19 protein-coding genes are annotated in these 20,114 nt (G+C 72.5%); 9 read left to right on the top strand and 10 right to left on the bottom strand.

Annotated elements, in window-relative coordinates:
- Positions 1-31: 31 nt before the first annotated feature.
- The 5 genes from DEI96_RS15480 to DEI96_RS15460 form a co-directional block, all read right to left on the bottom strand.
- A complete protein-coding gene (locus DEI96_RS15480; protein ID WP_110862381.1) occupies positions 32-709 on the bottom strand; it encodes a FadR/GntR family transcriptional regulator in 678 nt (225 codons plus the stop codon).
- Positions 710-809: 100 nt separating this feature from the next.
- Entirely contained in the window at positions 810-1,595 is a 786-nt protein-coding gene (locus tag DEI96_RS15475) for an SDR family NAD(P)-dependent oxidoreductase (protein ID WP_111024315.1), read from the bottom strand.
- Positions 1,595-2,443, bottom strand: coding sequence for a fumarylacetoacetate hydrolase family protein (locus tag DEI96_RS15470; RefSeq protein ID WP_111024316.1), 849 nt, complete (start codon positions 2,441-2,443; stop codon positions 1,595-1,597). Before DEI96_RS15470 ends, DEI96_RS15475 begins: the two co-directional genes overlap by 1 nt.
- A 42-nt stretch (positions 2,444-2,485) precedes the next feature.
- A complete protein-coding gene (locus tag DEI96_RS15465) occupies positions 2,486-3,430 on the bottom strand; it encodes an amidohydrolase family protein (protein ID WP_220039133.1) in 945 nt (314 codons plus the stop codon).
- Between the two features lie 136 nt (positions 3,431-3,566).
- On the bottom strand, positions 3,567-3,836 hold the full coding sequence (locus DEI96_RS15460) for a glutaredoxin family protein (protein WP_111024318.1): 270 nt from the start codon (positions 3,834-3,836) through the stop codon (positions 3,567-3,569).
- An 81-nt stretch (positions 3,837-3,917) separates the two neighbouring features.
- Here DEI96_RS15460 and DEI96_RS15455 point away from each other — a divergent pair, with 81 nt between their 5' ends.
- The 6 genes from DEI96_RS15455 to DEI96_RS15430 all read left to right on the top strand — a co-directional run bounded on the left by DEI96_RS15455 (position 3,918) and on the right by DEI96_RS15430 (position 10,091).
- The gene (locus DEI96_RS15455) at positions 3,918-5,633 is read left to right on the top strand and encodes an adenosylhomocysteinase (RefSeq protein ID WP_111024319.1); all 1,716 of its coding nucleotides are present in this window, start codon (positions 3,918-3,920) and stop codon (positions 5,631-5,633) included.
- The gene (locus tag DEI96_RS15450; protein WP_244993254.1) at positions 5,630-7,015 is read left to right on the top strand and encodes an amidohydrolase family protein; all 1,386 of its coding nucleotides are present in this window, start codon (positions 5,630-5,632) and stop codon (positions 7,013-7,015) included. The genes DEI96_RS15455 and DEI96_RS15450 overlap by 4 nt, the downstream gene beginning before the upstream one ends.
- On the top strand, positions 7,012-7,530 hold the full coding sequence (locus DEI96_RS15445; RefSeq protein WP_245164783.1) for a cupin domain-containing protein: 519 nt from the start codon (positions 7,012-7,014) through the stop codon (positions 7,528-7,530). Before DEI96_RS15450 ends, DEI96_RS15445 begins: the two co-directional genes overlap by 4 nt.
- An 83-nt stretch (positions 7,531-7,613) precedes the next feature.
- A complete protein-coding gene (locus DEI96_RS15440) occupies positions 7,614-8,435 on the top strand; it encodes an ABC transporter substrate-binding protein (RefSeq protein ID WP_110865420.1) in 822 nt (273 codons plus the stop codon).
- Between the two features lie 4 nt (positions 8,436-8,439).
- The gene (locus DEI96_RS15435; RefSeq protein WP_111024321.1) at positions 8,440-9,318 is read left to right on the top strand and encodes an amino acid ABC transporter permease; all 879 of its coding nucleotides are present in this window, start codon (positions 8,440-8,442) and stop codon (positions 9,316-9,318) included.
- Complete coding sequence (locus DEI96_RS15430; RefSeq protein ID WP_111024322.1) at positions 9,315-10,091, top strand: amino acid ABC transporter ATP-binding protein; 777 nt, start codon at positions 9,315-9,317, stop codon at positions 10,089-10,091. The genes DEI96_RS15435 and DEI96_RS15430 overlap by 4 nt, the downstream gene beginning before the upstream one ends.
- Here the strand turns inward: DEI96_RS15430 and DEI96_RS15425 are convergent.
- Positions 10,088-11,053: an NAD(P)H-quinone oxidoreductase gene (locus DEI96_RS15425; protein WP_111024339.1), complete on the bottom strand. Its 966-nt coding sequence runs from the start codon at positions 11,051-11,053 to the stop codon at positions 10,088-10,090. The genes DEI96_RS15430 and DEI96_RS15425 overlap by 4 nt on opposite strands.
- Before the next feature lie 148 nt (positions 11,054-11,201).
- Between DEI96_RS15425 and DEI96_RS15420 the strand changes: the two genes are divergently transcribed.
- Positions 11,202-11,609, top strand: a complete 408-nt coding sequence (locus DEI96_RS15420; protein WP_111024323.1) for a hypothetical protein — start codon at positions 11,202-11,204, stop codon at positions 11,607-11,609.
- The gene (locus tag DEI96_RS15415; RefSeq protein ID WP_111024324.1) at positions 11,609-12,097 is read left to right on the top strand and encodes a hypothetical protein; all 489 of its coding nucleotides are present in this window, start codon (positions 11,609-11,611) and stop codon (positions 12,095-12,097) included. The genes DEI96_RS15420 and DEI96_RS15415 overlap by 1 nt, the downstream gene beginning before the upstream one ends.
- 93 nt (positions 12,098-12,190) lie before the next feature.
- On the opposite strand, the gene DEI96_RS15410 is transcribed toward DEI96_RS15415, so the two are convergent.
- The 4 genes from DEI96_RS15410 to DEI96_RS15395 all read right to left on the bottom strand — a co-directional run bounded on the left by DEI96_RS15410 (position 12,191) and on the right by DEI96_RS15395 (position 15,876).
- Entirely contained in the window at positions 12,191-13,069 is an 879-nt protein-coding gene (locus DEI96_RS15410) for an aldo/keto reductase (RefSeq protein WP_111024325.1), read from the bottom strand.
- 67 nt (positions 13,070-13,136) lie between these two features.
- On the bottom strand, positions 13,137-14,384 hold the full coding sequence (locus tag DEI96_RS15405; RefSeq protein WP_111024326.1) for an FAD-dependent oxidoreductase: 1,248 nt from the start codon (positions 14,382-14,384) through the stop codon (positions 13,137-13,139).
- Positions 14,385-14,525: 141 nt separating this feature from the next.
- The gene (locus tag DEI96_RS15400; protein ID WP_111024327.1) at positions 14,526-14,993 is read right to left on the bottom strand and encodes a DUF6264 family protein; all 468 of its coding nucleotides are present in this window, start codon (positions 14,991-14,993) and stop codon (positions 14,526-14,528) included.
- Between the two features lie 10 nt (positions 14,994-15,003).
- Positions 15,004-15,876 (bottom strand): HpcH/HpaI aldolase/citrate lyase family protein, encoded by an 873-nt coding sequence (locus DEI96_RS15395; RefSeq protein WP_111024340.1) that lies wholly within the window; start codon positions 15,874-15,876, stop codon positions 15,004-15,006.
- A 185-nt stretch (positions 15,877-16,061) separates the two neighbouring features.
- Here DEI96_RS15395 and DEI96_RS15390 point away from each other — a divergent pair, with 185 nt between their 5' ends.
- Positions 16,062-19,889 carry an ATP-binding protein gene (locus DEI96_RS15390; RefSeq protein WP_111024328.1) on the top strand — a complete coding sequence of 1,276 codons (3,828 nt, stop codon included), beginning with the start codon at positions 16,062-16,064 and terminating at the stop codon, positions 19,887-19,889.
- The last annotated feature ends 225 nt before the right edge of the window (positions 19,890-20,114 follow it).

The following is a 20,114-nucleotide window of genomic DNA, read 5'->3' as shown; positions in this document are numbered from 1 at the left end:
AACTCCGAGGTTCCTGGGAGGATTGTCGGGTTCAGTCGAGGGAGCGCCGCAACCAGCGCTCGACACCTTCGACGTGGGACACGACGAGGGCCTGCACGAGCTGCGGATCCCGGCGCCGGATGGCGTCGACGATGGCCGCGTGCTCGTCGAGGGTCCGCTGCACCGAGCCGTTCTGCGTCAGCCCGCGCCACACCCGCACCCGCACCGTCTTGCTCGACAGGGCGTCGAGCAGCCCGGACAGGTACTGGTTGCCGCCGATGCCCGCGATGGTCGAGTGGAACAGCAGGTCGTGGGCGACGAGGTCCTCGACGCCGGTGTCCTCGCCGACGGACTGCATCAGGGTCGCGAGTTCGTCGATCTGCTGCTCCGTGGCACGGGCCGTCGCCAGGACGGCGGACGCCGGTTCCAGGATGCGGCGCACCTCGAGCAGGTCGACGAGCGACCGGTCGTGGTGCATGTCGACGACGAACGACACCGCCTCGAGGAGGACGCCCGGTTCGAGCGACGTCACGTAGGTGCCGTCGCCCCGTCGGACGTCGAGCACGCGGATCAGCTCGAGCGCCTTCACGGCTTCGCGGAGACTGTTGCGGGACAGGCCGAGCGACTCGCTCAGTTCCTTCTCGGGCGGGAGGCGCTGGCCGGGTTGGAGCTCGCCGCTCACGATCATCTGCTGGATGCGTGCGATCGCATCGTCGGTCAACGACGCCACGTCACCACCTCCTGTGGACCCGGCCGCGTGCGCGACGGGAGGTCCCGACGATACCCGGGACGGGCCTCCAGGCCGGTGCGGCGGAGCCGCGGGACGACCATCAGGCCGGCCGCAGCCGGAGTGCCTGCATCCCGCCGTCGACCGCCAGCTCGACGCCCGTCGTCGACCGGGCGAGCGGGCTCGTCAGGTAGGCGACCGCCTCGGCGACCTCCGCCGCCTGCACCAGACGTCCGTGCGGCTGGCGTGCCTCGAGCGCGGCGCGTTCGGCGGCCGGGTCGTCCGCGGACGACAGGAGTCGCGCGATCCACGGGGTGTCGGCGGTGCCGGGGTTGACGGCGTTGACGCGGATGCCCTCGCGGACGTGGTCGGCGGCCATCGCGCGGGTGAGTGCGGAGATCGCCCCCTTCGTGGCGGAGTAGAGCGCCCGCTGGGGCAGCCCGGCGGTGGCCGCGACGGAGCACGTGTTGACGATGCTCGCGCTGTCCGACGCTCGGAGGTGGGGGAGCGCGGCGCGGGACAGGCGCACGGCGCCGAGCACGTTGACCTCGTACACGCGGCGCCACTCGTCGTCGGAGTTGTCCTCGACCGTGCCCTGGGCGCCGATGCCGGCGTTGTTCACGAGCACGTCGAGACCGCCGAGCTGGTCGACGGCCGACGCGACGGCGGCACGGACGGACTCGTCGGACGACACGTCGCAGGTGACGGAGACGAGTCCGTCGGCGGCGGACGGTTGCAGGTCGAGCACGGCGACCGCTGCGCCGCGCTCCTGCAGTGCGGCCGCGATGGCCGCGCCGATGCCGGAGGCGCCGCCGGTGACGATCGCGCGGAGACCCGCGTGGGTGCCGGGCGTCCCCGTCGTGCCGGTCTGGGCGGTCGTGTCGTCCATCAGGCTGCTCCCACTGTCTGGCGCTGCGAGCCGAGCCCGTCGGCGGTGAGCTCGACCACGTCGCCGGGCTGCAGGTACGGCGCGTGTCCGGCCAGGGCGACCCCGGCCGGGGTGCCGGTGCTGATGACGTCGCCCGGGTACAGCACCATGAACTGCGACAGGTACCGGACGATCTCGACGGGTCGGAAGATCATGTCGGCGGTGGTGCCGTCCTGCCGCACCTCGCCGTTGACGGTGAGCCGGAGTGCGAGCGCCGCCGGGTCGACCTGGTCGGGGGTGACCAGCCACGGGCCGAGGGGGTTGAACGTCTCGCAGGACTTCCCCTTGTCCCACTGCCCGCCCAGCTCGAGCTGGAATGCCCGTTCGGAGACGTCGTTGGCGATGGCGTAGCCGGCGATGCAGGCGCTCGCGGCCTCGTCGGAGTCGCAGTAGCGGGCGGTCTGCCCGATGACGACGGCGAGTTCGATCTCCCAGTCGGTCTTCTCGCTGCCGCGGGGGATCAGGACCTCGTCGTCCGGGCCGATCACCGTCATCGGGTCCTTCATGAACACGATCGGCTCGGTCGGGATCTCGGCGCCGGTCTCGGCGGCGTGGTCGCGGTAGTTCAGGCCGATGCAGACGACCTTGCCGGGACGGGCCACCGGTGCACCGCGGCGGAGGCCCTCGGCGTCCGGCAGCGCTCGGAGGTCCCCGGCGCTGCGCGCGTGCCGGACGCGGGCGACCGGGTCGGACGCCAGGAATGCCCCGCCGATGTCGGTCGTGATCGGGCGGAGGTCGAGGACCTCGCCGTCGGTGTCGACCGCGACTGGGATCTCGCCGCCCGCGGGGCCGAGTCGTGCGAACTGCATCGTTCCTCGCTCTCCGGCTGCACCGGCGCAACCAGAGACATCCTATGTCTGCGCCGGGTTGCCGACAAGGTCGCGGGTGCTGAGGGTCCTCCCATGCAGGTACGTGCGCTCCGCCGTCCCGCTCAGCACCGACTGCCGTTCGTCCGGGGTCAGGTCGGCCAGCACGTCGGTGGTCCGCCGCACCACGTCGTCGTAGGTCGTGGCGAGCGTCGAGACGGGCCAGTCCGACCCGAACAGCGACCGATCCGGGCCGAACCGCTCGACCACGGCACGCACGTACCGGTCGACGGGCTGCCGGCGCCACTCCGGTCCGGCCTCGGTGAACAGTCCGGACACCTTGCAGGCCACGTTCGGCCGCGCGGCGAAGTCGTCGATCCGGCTCACCCACCCGAGGTCCCCGCCCGCGATGTCGGGTTTGCCGGCGTGGTCGAGGACGAACGATCCCTCGGGCACGGCGTCGAGCAGCGCGAGGGCAGCGCGGTGCTCACGCGCTCGGACGAGCACGTCGAACACCAGGCCGGCGGCGGCCACCGCACGGACTCCGCGGACGACCTCGGGCCGGGCGAGCCAATCCGGGTCCGGTTCGTCGTGCGCCTGGTGGCGGATGCCGACCAGGCGGGTGCCGGCCGGCCGATCGCCCGCCAGCTGGCTGCTGGCCGGCCGGTTGCCCGCCAGCTGGCTGCTGGCCGGCCGGCCCCCGCCGGACCCCGCGATCAGTGCGGCGATGCGGTCGACGACGTCCGGGGCGGTCAGGTCCACCCAGCCGACGACCCCGGCGACCGGCTCGGGCTGCTCGAGGAGCCAGGCGGTCTCGCCGGGGTCGTGCACGGCCTGCACGACGATCGTCCGGGTGACGTCGGTGCTCCGGGCGGCGGCGCGGAGGTCGTCCACGTCGAACCGGCGGCGGATCGGAGCGACCGAGTCGTCCATCCAGGGGTACGGCCGGTCGGCGGGATCCCAGAGGTGGTGGTGAGCGTCGATGATCACGCGCTCATGATGCCCGATTCATCCGATGTCCGCTCGGGGTGCCGGTGCGGCGACCTCTCGCGCTCAGCGACACCTCACGCGCCACAGTGCCCGTGAGGTGTCGCTGGGTGCGTGGAGTCGCAACGGCCAGTGGCGATCAGACGACGCCGGAGGCCTCGAGTTCGGCACGCAGCTCGGCGTCCGACGGCTCGACGAAGTGCTTGCCGTTCGGCAGGACCACGACGGGGATGTTCTTCCGGCCGCTGATCGCCTCGGCACGGTCGGCCGCGGACAGGTCCTGCTCCACGTCGACGTACTCGTAGTCCACGCCGAGGGTGTCGAGCAGCGCCTTGGACCGACGGCAGTCGCGGCACCAGTCGGCACCGAACATGGTCACGCGGTCGGGGGCAGTCGTCGCATCGTTCATGTGCAGAGAGTACGTCGGAGCGCCCCCGGGCATTCCCGCAGCGCCGCCGAACCTGCGCCCCGCTCGCCCTACGATTGGCACATGCCGCCAGCACCCGACCCCGCGACGCTGGCCTGGGCCTCGGGGGCCGTGCGGCGCTTCGCCGCAGCGACCAACCTGCTCGTCGCCGCCCGCCGGTTCCGCATCGTCGGCGGTGACCTCCGTGACGCCGCGGCACTGCGGCACCTGCTGACCGCACTCGGCGCGCACGAGGCCGACGAGCAGCAGCAACCGAACCCGCAGCACCCGTCCGACCTCGTCGACCAGCTCTGGTGCCTCGGCACGCCCGAGGAATCGACCCCCGCGGTCGAGCAGGCCGCCGACCGCCCGCGCGGCACCACCCTGGTCGTCATCGACGCCGGCCGGTACCTGCCCGCCGTCGACGAGGACGCCTTCGGCCCCGTCGCACCCGCCCGCCCCGGCGTCCTCGCCGTCCCGATGCTCTCCGACGACGTCTTCCTCGTCTCCACCGGCCGCGACCCCGAGGACGACCCCGCAGCGGACGCACGCCTGCGCTGGGCACGACGGTCGATGCCGGTCGCCCGCTCGGTCGCCGCGGAACTCCGCGACGGCGGGCTCCTGCGCGGCACCCGCATCGGCGTCGCGATGTTCCTCGAGCCCAAGACGGCGGTACTGAGCCTGCTCCTCCGCGACGCCGGCGCCGAGGTCGTCGTCTACGCCCACGCCGACGAGACCGACGACGCCGTCGCCGACGCACTGCGATCCGCCGGCCTGACGGTGTTCGCGAGCAGCACGGCGACGCTCCCCGAGCAGAAGCAGCTGGCCCTCGCGATGCTCGACACCGCGCCGCACATCCTGCTCGACGACGGCTCGCACGTCATCCGGCTCGCCCACCAGGAACGCCCCGACCTGCTGCCGACGATGCTCGGCGCCGCCGAGGAGACCACGAGCGGCCTGCGGCCCCTGCGTGTGCTGGCAGCGCGCGGCGAGCTCGGCATCCCGGTGATCGCGGTGAACGACGCCCGCACCAAGACGTTCTTCGACAACCGGTACGGCACCGGGCAGTCGACGGTGTTCGCGGTGCTCGACCTGGTCGACGGGCTCGCGTCCGGCACGCACCGGGTGATCCCGGGAGGCGCGGCGGCGGTCGCCGGGTTCGGGCACGTCGGCGAGGGGGTCGCCCTGGTGCTCACCGCCCTCGGGTTCCGGGTGACGGTCGCCGAGACCGACCCGGTCCGCGCCCTGCAGGCGCGGTTCGCCGGGTACGCCGTGGCCCCGCTCGTCGAGGCGGTGCGTGACGCCGACCTCGTGATGAGCGCCACCGGGGTGCAGGACACCATCGACCTCGAGGTGCTCCGTGCCTGCGCGGGCGGTGCGGTCCTCGCCGTCGCCGGCGGGGTCGACCAGGAGATCGCCATCGACGACGCGCTCGCCGCCGGGGCCCGACGCCAGGACGTGGGGCCGAAGGCCGAGCGGTTCGTGTTCCCCGGAGCCGACGGTGGGCCGATCGTGCTCGACGACGGTGGCTGCATCAACATCACCGCGGCCGAGGGCAACCCGGTCGAGATCATGGACCTGTCGTTCGCCGTGCAGCTCGGCGCCGTCCGGATGCTCCTGGAGCGCGGCGACGAACTGGAGCGCGCCGTCGTGCCGATCGATCCCGCGGTCGACGACGTGACCGCCCGCACGGCGCTCGCCGCCTTCGGGAGCCGACCCCTGCCTCCCGGCCTCCCCGCTGAGCACCCGGCGGACCGCGAGCCGGACGTCCGGACGCACCGTTTCGGAGACCCGGCGTGAGCGCCCGACAGCACCCGGTCACGGTGCACTCGGCGCGCGTCGTCGTCCCGATGACCGCACCACCGATCGCGGACGGCGCGGTCGCCGTGCAGGACGGTCGGATCCTGCACGTCGGCGACCGGTCGTGGGTCATCGACCAGCTCACCGGTTCCGGCGCGACCTTCACCGAGCGGCAGTGGCGTGGCGCGCTCCTGCCCGGACTCGTGAACGCGCACTCGCACCTCCAGTACACCGGCATGGCCAGTGTCGGCCAACGGCAGTACAACGGGTTCGAGGACTGGGCCGCAGCGTTCAACGTCGACTACGCCGAACCGCACGACTGGCGGGCCGAAGCCGCGGACGGTGCACGGGCGTCGATCCTGGCCGGCGTCACGAGCATCGCGGACATCGTCACCGACATCGAGGCCTCGACCGCCCTGCAGGACGCCGGGCTCGGCGGCATCGCGTACTGGGAGGTGATGGACTGGGAGAACGACGCCTGGCAGTCGCACGGACGCGACCAGGTGCTCGACGAACTCGACCGCATCCCCACGACGCCCGGTGCCGGCCTGTCGCCGCACGCGCCCTACTCGCTCGAGGTCGCTCCGCTGCTCGAGCTCCCCGACATCGTGCGGCAGCGCGGTCTGCGGCTGCACCTGCACCTCGGCGAGGCGGCGTTCGAGGGGGAGCGCACCGCCCTCGGCCCGGTCCCCGGGCTCGACGGGGTCGACGGCGTCGGCCACGGGAACGACTGGCACCTGGCGAACGTGCCGTCGTTCCGGGCGCTGCGGGCCCTGGGCTTCGGTGCGAGCGCGACCGCGTTCGTCGACCGCCTCGGCGTGCTCGGGCCGGACTGCCACATCGCCCACGGCGTGTACATGACCGCCGCCGACCGGGCGCTCCTGCGTGCCCGTGGCACCGCCGTCGCACTGTGCCCGCGGTCGAACGCCGTCATCGGCCTCGACCCGCCGCCCGTCGCCGACTACCTGCGCGAGGGCAGCCCGATCGCGATCGGCACCGACTCCCTGTCGTCGTCGCCGTCCCTCGACCTGATGGCCGACGTCACCGCGCTGCACCGGATCGCCCGCGCCCAGGGCTACGGGCACCGTGACCTGCACGAGCGGCTGCTCGCGGCGGCGACCCTCGGTGGTGCGCACGCGATGGGGCTCGCCGTCGGGCCGGACCGCATCGGGCACCTCGCCGTCGGGGCGCGCGCCGACCTGGCGGTCTTCGACGTCGACGCCCGGACCGTGCCGGACGCGCTCGCCGAGCTCGTCGAGGACGGCGCCGGGCGGGCGGCCGCCACGGTGATCCGCGGGGTCGTCCGCGCCGCGGCGGGCGTCGTCACCGAACCGGCTTCCCCGCACATGGACATCCCCGCACCGCACCAGGAGGAACGATGACCGAGTCCGCACCCCACCCCGGAATGGCCGCACGCCGAACCGTCACCGGTGAGCTGATCGAGTGGCTCGACGTGCCGAAGCGCGCGATCGCCCTCGGCATGGAACCGCACCCCGAGGGCGGCTGGTACGTCCGCACCTGGACCTCGCCGGCGACGGTCACCACCCCCGCGGGGGACCGTCCCGCCGCCACCCTGATCCACTTCCTGCTGCCCCCGGGCGAGGCCTCCGCCTGGCACCGGGTCACGAGCGACGAGATCTGGATGTGGCACGGGCCGGACACCGTCGACCTGCAGCTCGGCGGCGACGGTGACGTCCCCGAGCCCGGCGCGACGATCACGCTCGGCCCGGACGCCGGCCGCGACCGGGTGAACGACGCGCAGGCGTTCGTGCGCGGCGGGGTGTGGCAGCGGACGATCCCGGGCGACGGCGAGGTGCTGCTGAGCTGCCTGGTGTCGCCGGGCTTCTCGTTCGACGACTTCACGATGGCCGACGACGGGGACTCCGCCGCCGAGTAGCACCGCGACACCGTTTCGCGTTGGTATCCCACCGCGAAGTACACTTCGACCTGCCCCCGCCCCCCTCGCACGAAGGCCCGACCGTGACCCGTCACCTCCGCTTCACCCTCGCCGTCGCCACCGCCGCGGTCGCCGCCCTCGCCCTGTCGGCCTGCTCCGCCGGGGGCAGCAGCAACGCCGACGGCACCGTGACCGACGGCAAGCTCACGATCGCCACCGGTGACCCCGCGTACTCGCCCTGGGTGGAGGACAACAAGCCGCAGTCCGGCAAGGGCTTCGAGTCCGCCGTGGCGTACGCGGTCGCGAAGGAGATGGGCTACGGCAAGTCCGACGTCGTGTGGAAGCGCAGCACCTTCGACAGCGCCATCGCACCGGGACCGAAGGACTGGGACCTCAACGTCCAGCAGTTCTCGATCGACGCGAAGCGCAAGAAGGCCGTCGACATGTCGAGCGCCTACTACACGACGACCCAGGCGGTCGTGACGACCTCCGGGTCGAAGGCCGCCGGCGACACCACGATCGCTGCCCTCAAGCAGGACGCGATCGGCGTCGCGACCGGTTCGACGAGCATCGCGAGCGTCAAGGACGTTCTCGGAGTCACGCCGCAGGTGTTCAACTCCAACGACGACGCCGTGCTCGCGCTCAAGTCCGGGCAGATCGACGCGATCGTCACCGACCTGCCGACGGCGTTCTACATGGCCTCGGCCCAGGTCGACGACGGCACCGTGTCCGCGCAGTTCCCCGACGACGGCAAGGGCGACCAGTTCGGCTTCGTCCTGCCGAAGGACTCGGAGCTGACGAGCAAGGTCGACAAGGCCCTGAAGACCCTCGACGACGACGGCACCCTGCAGGACCTGCAGACCAAGTGGCTGTCGTCGGAGACCGGCACGCCGGTCCTGAAGTAACCGGATGACCCTGCCAGCAGGGGCCGGCACCCCGGTCGCCGCACCCGCGCCGAGCGAGGTCGAGCTCGAGCGTCGGCTCTACCGCCGCCAGCGTGGCCGTCGCTCGGTCGTGGTGTCGGTCGTCTCCACCCTGGTCGTGCTCGCCGTCGTGTACTTCGGCGTCGTGAACACCCCCGGCTGGGCAGCGGTGCAGCAGTCGTTCTTCGACCCGCAGACCGCGGTCGACACGTTCCCGGACATCCTGCTGGGCCTCTGGCTGAACGTCCGGATCCTGTTCTTCAGCGCCATCGGCGTCGCCGTGTTCGGCACGCTGCTCGCGGTCGTCCGCGGCCTGCGCAACCCGGTGTTCTTCCCGCTGCGGATGCTCGCGACCGGCTACACGGACCTGTTCCGTGGCCTGCCGCTCATCATCGTGCTCTACCTGGTGGGCTACGGCATCCCCGGGCTCGGGGTGTTCCCGCGGCTCCCCGCCGAGGTCTGGGGCACGATCGCGATCACCCTGACCTACTCGTCGTACATCGCCGAGGTGCTCCGGGCCGGCATGGAGGCCGTGCACCCCTCGCAGCGCCTGGCCGCCCGGTCGCTCGGACTCTCGCACGCCAAGACCCTGCGGCTCGTGGTGCTGCCGCAGGCGATCCGCAAGGTCACCCCGGCGCTGATGAACGACTTCGTGTCGATGCAGAAGGACGTCGGTCTGGTGTCGATCCTCGGGGCCGTCGACGCGGTCCGCTCCGCCCAGATCGCGCAGGCCGAGACCTACAACTTCACGCCGTACTTCGTCGCCGGGCTGCTGTTCGTGGTGATCAGCCTGCCGCTGATCCGCGTCACGGACGCGATCGCGCGTCGCCAGCAGCGGCGCGAACAGATCGGAGGGACCGTATGAGCGAGGCTGGCCAGGAGGCCCGTGGTGCGTCCGGTGCGGACGCCGCGGTCCTCGAACTGCGCGGGTTGCGCAAGGCCTTCGGCGAGCACGAGGTCCTGCGCGGGATCGACCTGACGGTCCACCGCCACCAGGTCATCTGCGTCATCGGGGCCTCGGGCTCCGGGAAGTCGACGCTGCTCAAGACGGTCAACCTGCTCGAGGGCATCGACGACGGCGAGATCCTGCTGCAGGGCACGGACATCGCCGACCCGCGCGTCGCCGTCGACGCCGTGCGGGCGCGCATCGGCGTGGTGTTCCAGCAGTTCAACCTGTTCCCGCACATGAGCGTGCTCGACAACGTCACGCTCGCCTCCCGCCAGGTGCACGGCATCGGACGGGCCCAGGCCGAGGACACCGCGCGCCGGCTGCTCGACCGGATCGGTCTCGGCTCGTTCGCCGATGCGTACCCTGACCGCCTGTCCGGTGGGCAGCAGCAGCGCGTCGCGATCGTCCGGGCGATCGCGTCGGACCCGGAACTCCTGCTGCTCGACGAGGTCACGAGCGCCCTCGACCCGCAGCTCGTCGGCGAGGTGCTCGACCTGGTCACGGAGCTGAAGCGGCAGGGTTCGACGATCCTGATGACGACGCACGAGATGCACTTCGCGCGGAACGTCGCCGACCGGATCGTGTTCCTGCACCGCGGCGAGGTCGTCGAGCAGGGATCCCCCGCCGACGTCCTCGACCACCCGCAGCACCCGGCGCTCGTCGAGTTCCTCGCCCGCGTGCACGCCTAGGGCGTCAGCAGCACCTTGCCGATCACCTCGCCGTCGCGCACGCGGCGGTGGGCCTCCTCGACCTCGGCCAGGGGCAGCACCGAGTCGATGACCGGGCGCACCCGGCCGGCGGCGACCAGCGGCCAGACGTTGTAGCGGACCGCCTCGACGATGGCGGCCTTCTCGGCGAGCGGCCGCGCGCGCAGGGTCGTGCCGCTGATCGTCGCGCGCTTCCACATCAGCACCCCGAAGTCGAGCTCGGCGGTGCGGCCGCTGCCCGAGGCGATGACAGCGATGTGCCCGTTCGGGGCGAGGGCCTGCAGGTTCCGCTCCAGGTAGGACGGTCCGACGACGTCGAGCACCACGTCGACGCCGACACCGTCGGTGAACGCCATGACGCGTTCCACGAAGTCCTCCGTGCGGTGGTCGACCACCAGGTCGGCGCCGAGCTCACGGGACGCGGCGACCTTGCGGTCGCCGCCGCTCGTCGCGATCACCGTCGCACCGAGGGCCTTCGCCCACAGCACCGCGTGCGACCCCATGCCGCCCGTACCCCCGTGCACCAGGAGCGTCTGCCCGGGGCGGAGCCCGGCGAGCATGCCGATGTTGGAATAGACGGTGCAGGCGGCCTCGGGCAGGCCGGCCGCCTCGACCAGGTCGACGCCCTCGGGGACCGGCAGCACCTGGGTGACCGGCGCGACCACGAGTGCCGCGTACCCGCCGCCGGAGAGCAGCGCGCACACCCGGTCTCCCACCGCCACGGTCGTGACGCCCGCACCGACGGCCCGCACGGTGCCCGAGACCTCCAGCCCGAGGACCTCCGAGGCCCCGGGCGGCGGCGGGTAGTTCCCCGCACGCTGCTGCAGGTCGGCGTTGTTGACGCCGGCCGCGGCGACCTCGATCAGGACCTCGTCCGTACCGGGTTCCGGGTCGGGCAGGTCGGTGACGGACATGGAAGCGTCGTCGAACGTGATGGCTCGCATGCCCTCGACGGTACGCGCCACGTGCCTTCGGCCGGGTGCCGGTCGCTCACAACCCGGCCGGTCTCCCTGTGGATGTTCCCTGTACGCTCGATGACGGATCTGCACCTCATCCGGGGGAGTGCGGACAGATCGAGGGGGACTCTCCACCATGCCCAAGAAGCTCATCGCGCTGGCCACCGCCGGCCTCGCACTCACGCTGCTCGCCGGTTGCTCGACCGGGCCGTCCAAGGCCGATCAGTGCACGCAGTTCGAGAAGACCGTCAAGTCGGCCGCCCAGGGCGTCCAGTCCGAGGCCGCGAACCTGCAGTCCGACCCGGACGCCGCCGTCACGAAGCTCAAGGAGCTCGACGAGAAGATCTCCGACGGCGTCGACGACCTGTCGGACGACGACCTGAAGGCCAAGGGCGACGCCTTCGAAGAGGCCTACGGCGACCTGGTCGACGACATCGAGGACATCGCCGACGACCCGCAGTCGGCCGACGTCTCGGCCCTGACGAAGTCCAGCACCAAGGTCCAGGACGCCGGCAACGCGTTCCAGAAGGAGTGCAACTCCTGATGCGCCGCACCCTCACCGCGCTCGCCACCGCCGGCCTCGCACTCACGCTGCTCGCCGGCTGCTCGGGTGGCGACGGCGGTTCGTCCGACGGCGGCTCCTCCGGGGGCGACTCGGGCTCGTCCAGCGCACCGTCGGCCTCGAAGACCGCCGCAGCAGCACCCGCCCAGACCAAGCAGGAAGCCTGCTCGCTGCTCGAGAACGAACTCGCGTCGTTCCTCAAGGAGCAGGGTTCCAGCTCTGCCCCGGCCGATCCGAAGGCCCGTGCGGCGCTCGTCGACGAGTTCGTCCAGCGCATCGACTCGGCGCTGACGAAGGTCTCGAACGACCAGGTGCACGACACGTTCGAGGACTTCTCCGGCGCGGCCAAGGGCTACAGCTCGGCCATCCGCTCCGGCGCGGCCGAGGACTCCGCCGAGGTCACGAAGGCCCAGTCCGAGGTGCAGACCACGCTCGACCAGGTCTCGGCGGTCTGCCCCGCCAAGAGCTGAGCGGGCGCACGCCCGGCCACGCATGACGACGCCCCGCCGCTCCTGGACCAGGAGCGGCGGGGCGTCGTGCTTCCCCCGTCGGGGGAACGGGCGTCAGACGGCCGCGGGCTGCGAGGCGTCGAGGCGTGCGACGTCCTCCGGCCGCAGCCGCACGGTCGGCGCCGTGATCGAGTTCAGGATCGACTGCGGCCGCGACGCACCGGGGATCGGCACGACGACGTCGCTCTTCTGCAGCTCCCACGCCAGGGCGATGACCTGCGGGGTGACCCCACGGTCGCGGGCGATGTACGCGAAGTCCTCGAACGCCGTGCCGAGGTCCGCCGCGCTCCCGATGCCACCGAGGGGGCTCCACGGCAGGAACGCGATGCCGAGCTCGTCGCACAGCTCGAGCTCCGGCTCACCCGACCGGAACTTCGGCGAGTACTGGTTCTGCACCGACGCCAGGCGTCCGCCGAGCACCTCGTTCGCGGTGCGGATCTGGTCCGGGTCGGCGTTCGAGATGCCCGCCATCCGGATGACACCCTCGTCGAGCAGCTCGGCGAGCGCCCCGATCGAGTCGGCGTACGGCACCCCCGGGTCGGGGCGGTGGAACTGGTACAGGCCGATCTGCTCGACGCCGAGCCGCTTCGCCGAGGCCTTCGCCGCCTCCTTCAGGTACTCCGGGTGCCCGTTCTGCGCCCAGTTGCCGGCCTCGGGGCGCAGGTGCCCGCCCTTCGTCGCGATGAGCACGTCCGAGGTGTCGTCGTGGAACTCCCGGACGGCCCGCGCGATGAGCTCCTCGTTGTGCCCCACCTCGTCGTGGCCGCCCAGGTGGTAGGCGTCGGCGGTGTCGATGAGCGTGACACCGTTCTCGAGCGCTGCGTGGATCGTGGCGATGGACTGACGCTCGTCCGGTCGGCCCTCGATCGACATGGGCATGCCGCCCAGACCGATGGCACTGACGGACACGTCTCCGATGACTCGTTGCTTCATCGGCCCAGCATGCGCCCGCCCCCGACGCCGACGCCCAGTTCCCGCACCGACGCGCCAGGAGCCTCCGTCACCGACGAGCCCACGACGGCGCGTGTTCCGGCAGTGGGCCGAACGCGATGCCGCGGGCGTAGAGGCCCCGGACCGGCGGGACCCAGCGCGCGAGCAGCACCGGGAGCAGCGGCGGACCGTCCTGCAGGTGCCCGGCGAAGGCCCGCTCGAACACGACCCGGTGCAGCACCGCCTGCGCGGCCTGCACCAGGGCTGCGGGCGGGGTCCGACGACGCTGGACTGCTGCGAGCGCCCGGTCGAGGCCGTCACCGCGGAGCCCCCGTCGGAGCGCCGGCACCAGGATCGTCGCGGTCGCCACCGCGTCCTGCACCGCGAGGTTGATGCCGACCCCGCCGGCGGGCGACATCGCGTGCGCGGCGTCGCCGATGCAGAGCAGACCCGGGCGCCACCACCGGCGCAGGCGGTCCATGCGCACGTCGAGCACGTGCACGTCGTCCATCGAGGCGATCGCGTCGACCCGGTCCGCGAAGTCCGGTCGGAGCCGCGCCACCCGGGCCCGGAAGGCCGTCAGCCCCGCGGCGCGGAGGGCCGCGTCCGAGCCCTTCGGCGCGAAGTACGCGACCTGGTGGTAGTCCGGCCGCGGGAAGCTCAGCAGCACGTCCCGGTCCGAGAACGCGGGGGTGAGGGCGCTCGCCGCGTCCCCGGGGTGCCGGGGCAACCGGAACCACCAGGTGTCGAACGGCACCCGGAACGCTCGCGGCACGAGCCCGGCGGCGCGACGCAGCACCGAGTTCCGCCCGTCGCAGGCGATCACGACGTCGGCGCGGAGTTCCTCGGGTTCGCTGGTCCCGTCCCGCGGCCGCAGGTGGACCCCGGTCACGACCCCGTTCTCCTCGATGAGCCCGGTCACCGCGAGGCCCATCGAGATGCGGAACGACGGTTCCCGACGGGCGGCGGTCACGAGCAGGTCGAGCAGGTCCCACTGCGGCACCATCGCCACGTGGTCGTACGGCGGTGCGAGACGCGAGAAGTCACCGAGCAGCAGTCGTGAGCCGTCCGGCATCGGCAGCGAGAAGTCGTCGAGGCGTGACTGCGGCAGCGCCCGGAACGGTGCTCCGAGGCCGAGTTCGTCGAGCAGCCGGATGGTCGAGGCGTGCACCGTGTCGCCCCGGAAGTCCCGGTTGAAGTCGTCGTGCCGCTCGAGCACACGCACGTCGACGCCGGCGCGGGCGAGCAGCAGCCCGAGGACGACCCCTGCGGGGCCGCCACCGACCACCGCGACCGTCGTCCGCGACACCGTCACCATGCTCCGGACGCTACCCCGCTGCGGACTGGAGGCGCGTGGCGGCCCCGCCCCGCGCCTCCAGGGCGGAACGCACACGCGTTCTCCGACCCGACACGCGTCGGACGACGGTGTCCGGTCGCGAGGGTGGTGTCGGTGCGCCGGTCAGGCGCTGGCGGACACCGACGACGAGGCGGAACCGCTGTCGACGGCGTTCGCGAAGACGACCCCGCCCCACACGATGACGACGATCGCGAGCACGAAGCCGACCGCGGCGATCCACCACGACGGCTTCCGTCGGATCCACGCGCCGATCGACAGCACGACCGTGGCGACCCCGATGACGAAGGCGCCACCGACCGCGATGGCCGCGCCACCGAAGTACCCGCCGGGTGTGCAACCCGACGAGGCGTCGCACTCCGCCGTGGCCGAGGCGATCGCGACGACGCCGACGACCGCCGTGATCGCGGTCATGACGGCACCGAACACCAGGAGCAGCACCGTCGAGATCCGGTCGGCGAGCTTCGCCGGCGGGAACAGCGTGGTGCCACCGCGCTCCCACGCCGCGCGCTGCGCGTCCGTGGGACCGGAGGAGGACTGCGGCGGAGGGCCGGGGACGTTGGACCAGGTCATGCGTGCAGTCCTACCGCGCCTCGACCCCGAACGCCTGTGCGAGCCGCTGGATCTTCTGCGCCCGACCGAGCCGCGGCAGGTCGGAACCGTCGCGGATGACCCGGCCGCGGGCCTCGAAGTCGTCGAGGAAGTCCTGCGCCCAGGCGACGTCGGTCGGCGTGGGGGAGATGACCTCGTTGATGACGGGGAGCTGCTCGGTGTCCAGGCAGAGCTTCCCGGTGAGGCCGAGCGACACCGCCACCTGCGACTGCTCGCGGAGGATCGGGTGCGACGACCCGACCGTGGGGCCGTCGATCGGGCCCGGCAGGTCGCCGACGCGCGAGGCGACGACCAGCTTCGACCGCGGGTACGCCATCGCGAGCGTGTCGGCGCTGGTCCCGGTGTCGCGGCGGTAGTCGCCGGAACCGAAGGCCAGGCGGAACGCGCCCTGCGCCTTGGCGATCGACACGGATTCCTCGATGCCCAGGGCCGACTCGACCAGGGCGATCACCGGCGTCTGGCCGCCGAGCCGGTGCCAGGTGTCGGTGACCTGGGCGGGGGACTCGGTCTTGGCGAGCATGACGCCCTGCAGCCCGGGCAGGCCGCGGAGCTCCTCGACGTCGTCCGCCCAGAAGTCCGTGGTGACGTCGTTGATGCGCACCCAGGCCTCGCCACCGCCGGCCAGCCAGGCGGCGACGCCCTGCCGGGCCGAGGGCTTCGCGGCGGGGTCGACGGCGTCCTCGATGTCCAGGATGATCTGGTCGGCGCGGGAGCGCTGGGACTTGTCGAACCGGTCGGTGGCGGTGCCGGACACCAGCAGCCACGACCGTGAGATCTCGGCGGGGACCGATCGACGCCGGTTCGGCGTGGGGGCGGACGGAGCGGTGCGGTCGTCGGTGGCCATGCCCCGTTGGTACCACACCGGACGGGGCTGCCGTCGGATCGGGCGCGCCGCACGTCGGGTCGGACGGCGGCGCACGTCGGGCCGCACGGCGGTCACGTCCGTGCGGAAACCCCGAAACCTCGGTTCATTGCCAGAGAGGCCGTCCGGTTCCGCCTACAGTGTCGGATGTGTGGCGAGCGGACAGGGTGACCGACGGTGAGGACGACGTGAACGACGACGTCCCCGTCGAGGGTGCCCGCGTGCGCCCCGACGACGACCGAGACGAGCAGCAGGACGTGGACCAGGAACGGACCGACGACGAGCCGGACCGCACGCTCCGCCCGGAGCTGCAGATGACGAGCCCGCAGGCGATCAGCCTCGGCGACCCGCGGCTGCAGGCCGGCAACGCGGCCGAACCGACGTGGGACGGCTGGCGCACCCAGCTGACCGGCGTCGGCGGCACGAGCCCGCTCACGCACTTCAGCGACCACCCGCGCGCCCGCATCGAGCTCTCGACCACCCACCCGGGCGGTCTCGCGCAGTTCATCACCGGCAAGACGACCCTGCTGTCCAGCCTGATCCGCGACGAGGTGGCGCTCCGTGCCGCCCGCGTGGCCGCCGGACACGTCGAGGCGAAGGGCACCGAGCTCGCCACCGTGCGCGGCATCGACGCCGTGAAGCTCGGCATCGGCATGGCCGACTGGAAGCACGGCGACGAGCAGTTCCGCGGCCCGGTGCTCCTGCGCCCCCTGGCGATCCGCCGGCACGGACGCGACTTCGAGGTGCGCCTGCTCGGCGAACCGGTGCTCAACCCGGGCCTCGCCGACGCCCTGCACGAGCAGTTCGGGGTCATCCTCGACGCGCAGTCCTTCGTGGCCCTCGCGCAGCAGGACGGTTCGTTCACGCCGAACCCCGTCATCGACCGCCTGCGTGGCCTGACCGCGCACATCCCCGGCTTCTCGGTGCACGCACGCCTCGTGGTGTCCACCTTCGCCGAGGTCGCCACCGGCATGGTCGAGGACACCGGCGACCTGTCGCACCCCGTGCTCGACGCCCTCGCCGGCAACCCGAGCGCGAAGTGGCAGGTCGAGCAGTCCTACCACCCGGTCGAGCAGACCCCGTCGGACGAGCGCAGCCCGGAGACCGACACGCTCCTGCTCGACGCCGACGACGAGCAGGAGAACGTGATCGCGCAGATCACGGCCGGCAACTCCATCGTCGTGAAGACCCTTCCAGGCACCGGTGGCACCCAGACCATCGTGAACGCCCTGGGTGGCCTGGTCGCCGCGAACAAGCGCGTGCTCGTCGTGAGCCCGCGCCGCGCCACCCTGCGGGGCATCGCCGCCCGCTTCGGCGAGGTCCAGCTGCCCGGGGTCGCAGTCACGCCGTCGACCCTGCGCCGTGACGTCGTCCGTGCCATCGCCCGGAACGAGAAGGCCGCGCGTCCGAACCTCCGCGAGGTGGATGACGCCCTGGTCCGCCTGCGCAAGGTGCTCAAGGACTACCGCGGCTCGCTCACCCGCAAGGACCCCGACTTCGGCGTCTCGGTGCTCGACTGCCTGGTGGAGCTGTCGCGCCTGTCGCTGCTGCCCGTGGCCCCGTCGACCACCGCGCGCCTGTCGAAGCAGTCCGTCGCCTCGATGGTCGAGGGCCGCTCGCGCGTCGCCGAGACGATGGTCAGCGCCGCGAACCTCGGTGAGTTCCGCTACGGCCCCGACGACTCGCCCTGGTACGGCGCGAAGTTCGGTTCGAGCGATGGCGCCCAGCGTGCGCACCGCATCGCGAAGGACCTCGACGCCGACGGTCTGCCGACCCTGCTCCGCCGCGCCCACGACCTGGTGAGCTCGACGCACATGCGCCAGTTCACGACGATCAACGAGCTCGGCATCTACCTGCGCCTGCTCACCGAGATCCGTGACACGCTCGACCGCTTCCTGCCGGTGGTCTTCGACCGCTCGGTGTCCGAGCTCGTGGCCGCCACCGCCCCCCGCGGCGAGGGCGCTCCGATGTCGTCAACGAACCGTCGCCGGCTCAAGAAGCTCGCCCGCGAGTACGTCCGTCCGGGCGTGCACGTGTCCGACCTGCACGAGGCCCTGACCCGCGTCCAGCAGCAGCGGGTGCTCTGGCAGCGCTACGTCGCCGCCGGCGTGAACCCCGAGGTGCCCACGGGCATCGCCGACGTCCAGGTGCTGTTCTCGAACGTCGCCGAGGACCTCGCGCGCCTCGACGAGCCGCTGGGCCGCACCGAGCGTGACCGCCAGCTCGCGAACACCCCGGTCGACCAGCTCGTCCCGACCATCGCCGAGCTCGCCGCCGAGTCCGACGTCCTGCACAACCTGCAGGAGCGCACCGAGCTCATGCAGACCCTGCGCGACCTGCAGCTCGAGCCGCTCATCACCGACCTGGCGAACCGGCACGTGCCGGACGTGCAGGTGCCGGCCGAGCTCGAGCTCGCCTGGTGGCAGTCCGCCCTCGAGACCATGCTCGAGTCCGACCGTGCCCTGCTCGGTGCCAACACCGACATGCTCGACCGGGTCGAGGCCGACTTCCGCCTGGTGGACGACGCCCACGCGGCCGGGGTCTCCCAGGGCCTGGCGTGGCAGCTCGCCGAGAACTGGAAGGTCGGTCTCGTCGACTGGCCCGAAGAAGCGACTGCGCTCAAGACCCAGCTCCGCGACGGCGCGATCACCTCGCGCCTGCTGCAGGACTCCGCACCGCACCTGTCCCGGTCGATCGCACCCGTCTGGCTCGCCAGCCCGTACGAGGTGCCGCAGATCGCCGACACGATGCCCTTCGACACCGTGATCCTGGTCGACGCCGGTGCCGTGACGATCGCCGAGACCGTCGGTGCCGTCCGCCGTGCCCGCCAGACCGTCGTGTTCGGCGACCCGGTCACCCAGACGCCGTCGCCGTTCCGCATCGCCGTGGACCCCGAGCACCGGGCGCTGCAGGTCGACGAGGGCACGCTCGACGCGTTCCACGCCGACTCCGCCCTGGCGAAGCTGTCCACCCTGCTGCCGACGCTGTCGCTGTCGCGGTCGTACCGCGCCGGCGGCGAGGACCTGGCCGAGCTCGTGAACCGTCGCTTCTACGGCGGCAAGATCGAGTCCCTGCCGTGGGCAGGCTCGTTCCTCGGCCACGGCTCGATCGCGCTCGACTACGTCAGCGACGGCAAGGCCGTCCCGGACCCCGAGTCCGGTGCCGTCGAGAGCGTCGACGCCGAGGTCGACCGCGTGGTCCGCCTCGTCATCGACCACGCCCGCACCCGACCGACCGAGTCGCTCATGGTCATCACCGCGTCGGCGAAGCACGCCGTGCGCGTCGAGCAGGCCGTGCTGACCGCCGCCCAGGGCCACAAGGACCTGACCGAGTTCGTCATCGGCGACCGTGCCGAGCCGTTCATCGTGGCGACGCTCGAGCAGTCGGTGGCGCAGAGCCGCGACCGCGTCGTGTTCTCCATCGGCTACGGCCGCACCCCGCACGGCCGCGTGCTGCGCGACTTCGGTCCGCTCGGCAAGCCCGGCGGCGAGCGGCTGCTGGCGGTCGCCATGACCCGTGCGCGTCGCTCGATGGTCATCGTCACCTGCTTCCAGCCGTCGGACATCGAGGCCGAGCGCATGGGCCACGGCACCGTCGCCCTCGCCGAGATCCTGGCCGAGGTGCGTGCCCGCACCACCGCCGAGTACGTGCCGGACGACTCCGACCCGCTGCTCGTCGACCTCGCACGTCGCCTCGAGATGCGCGGCATCCCGGTCGCGCTCGGACACCGCGGCAAGCTCGGCCTCGTCGCCGCGCACGGCGGGGTCTGCGTCACGATCGAGACCGATGCGTCGCTGGTCAAGGGATCGTTGCGCGAGTCCCTGCGCCTGCGCCCCGAGGTCCTCCGCCGACTCGGCTGGCACTACGTGCGCGTGCACGCGTTCCAGCTGTTCTCCGACCCGGACCGCGTCGCCGACACCGTCGCGTCCGTGCTCGGGGTCGACCGCGGCGCCACGCAGGAGATCTCGATACCGCCGATCCCCGCCCGCCGATGAGCCGCCGGGCCTCGCGGCCCGCCGGTCCGGTGACGCCGGAGACGGACCAGCTGGTGGGCACGTGGACGCGAGTCGACGACGCGTCGTCAGCCGCGCCTCCCGTCCGTCCCGCCGCCGACGGAGGCGAGACGGCCGACCAGCCGGGAGGCCCGGTGCGGCGCCGCAGACGCGTCACCACCCAGCCGGTGGCGGGCTACGACCCCGCACCGCCGCCGGAACCGGCGC

Origin of the sequence: Curtobacterium sp. MCLR17_031 (genome assembly GCF_003234775.2) — a bacterium.
Classification (GTDB): domain Bacteria; phylum Actinomycetota; class Actinomycetes; order Actinomycetales; family Microbacteriaceae; genus Curtobacterium; species Curtobacterium flaccumfaciens.
Note: the sequence above shows the minus strand (reverse complement) of the source record. Positions and strands in the feature narration are given on the sequence as shown.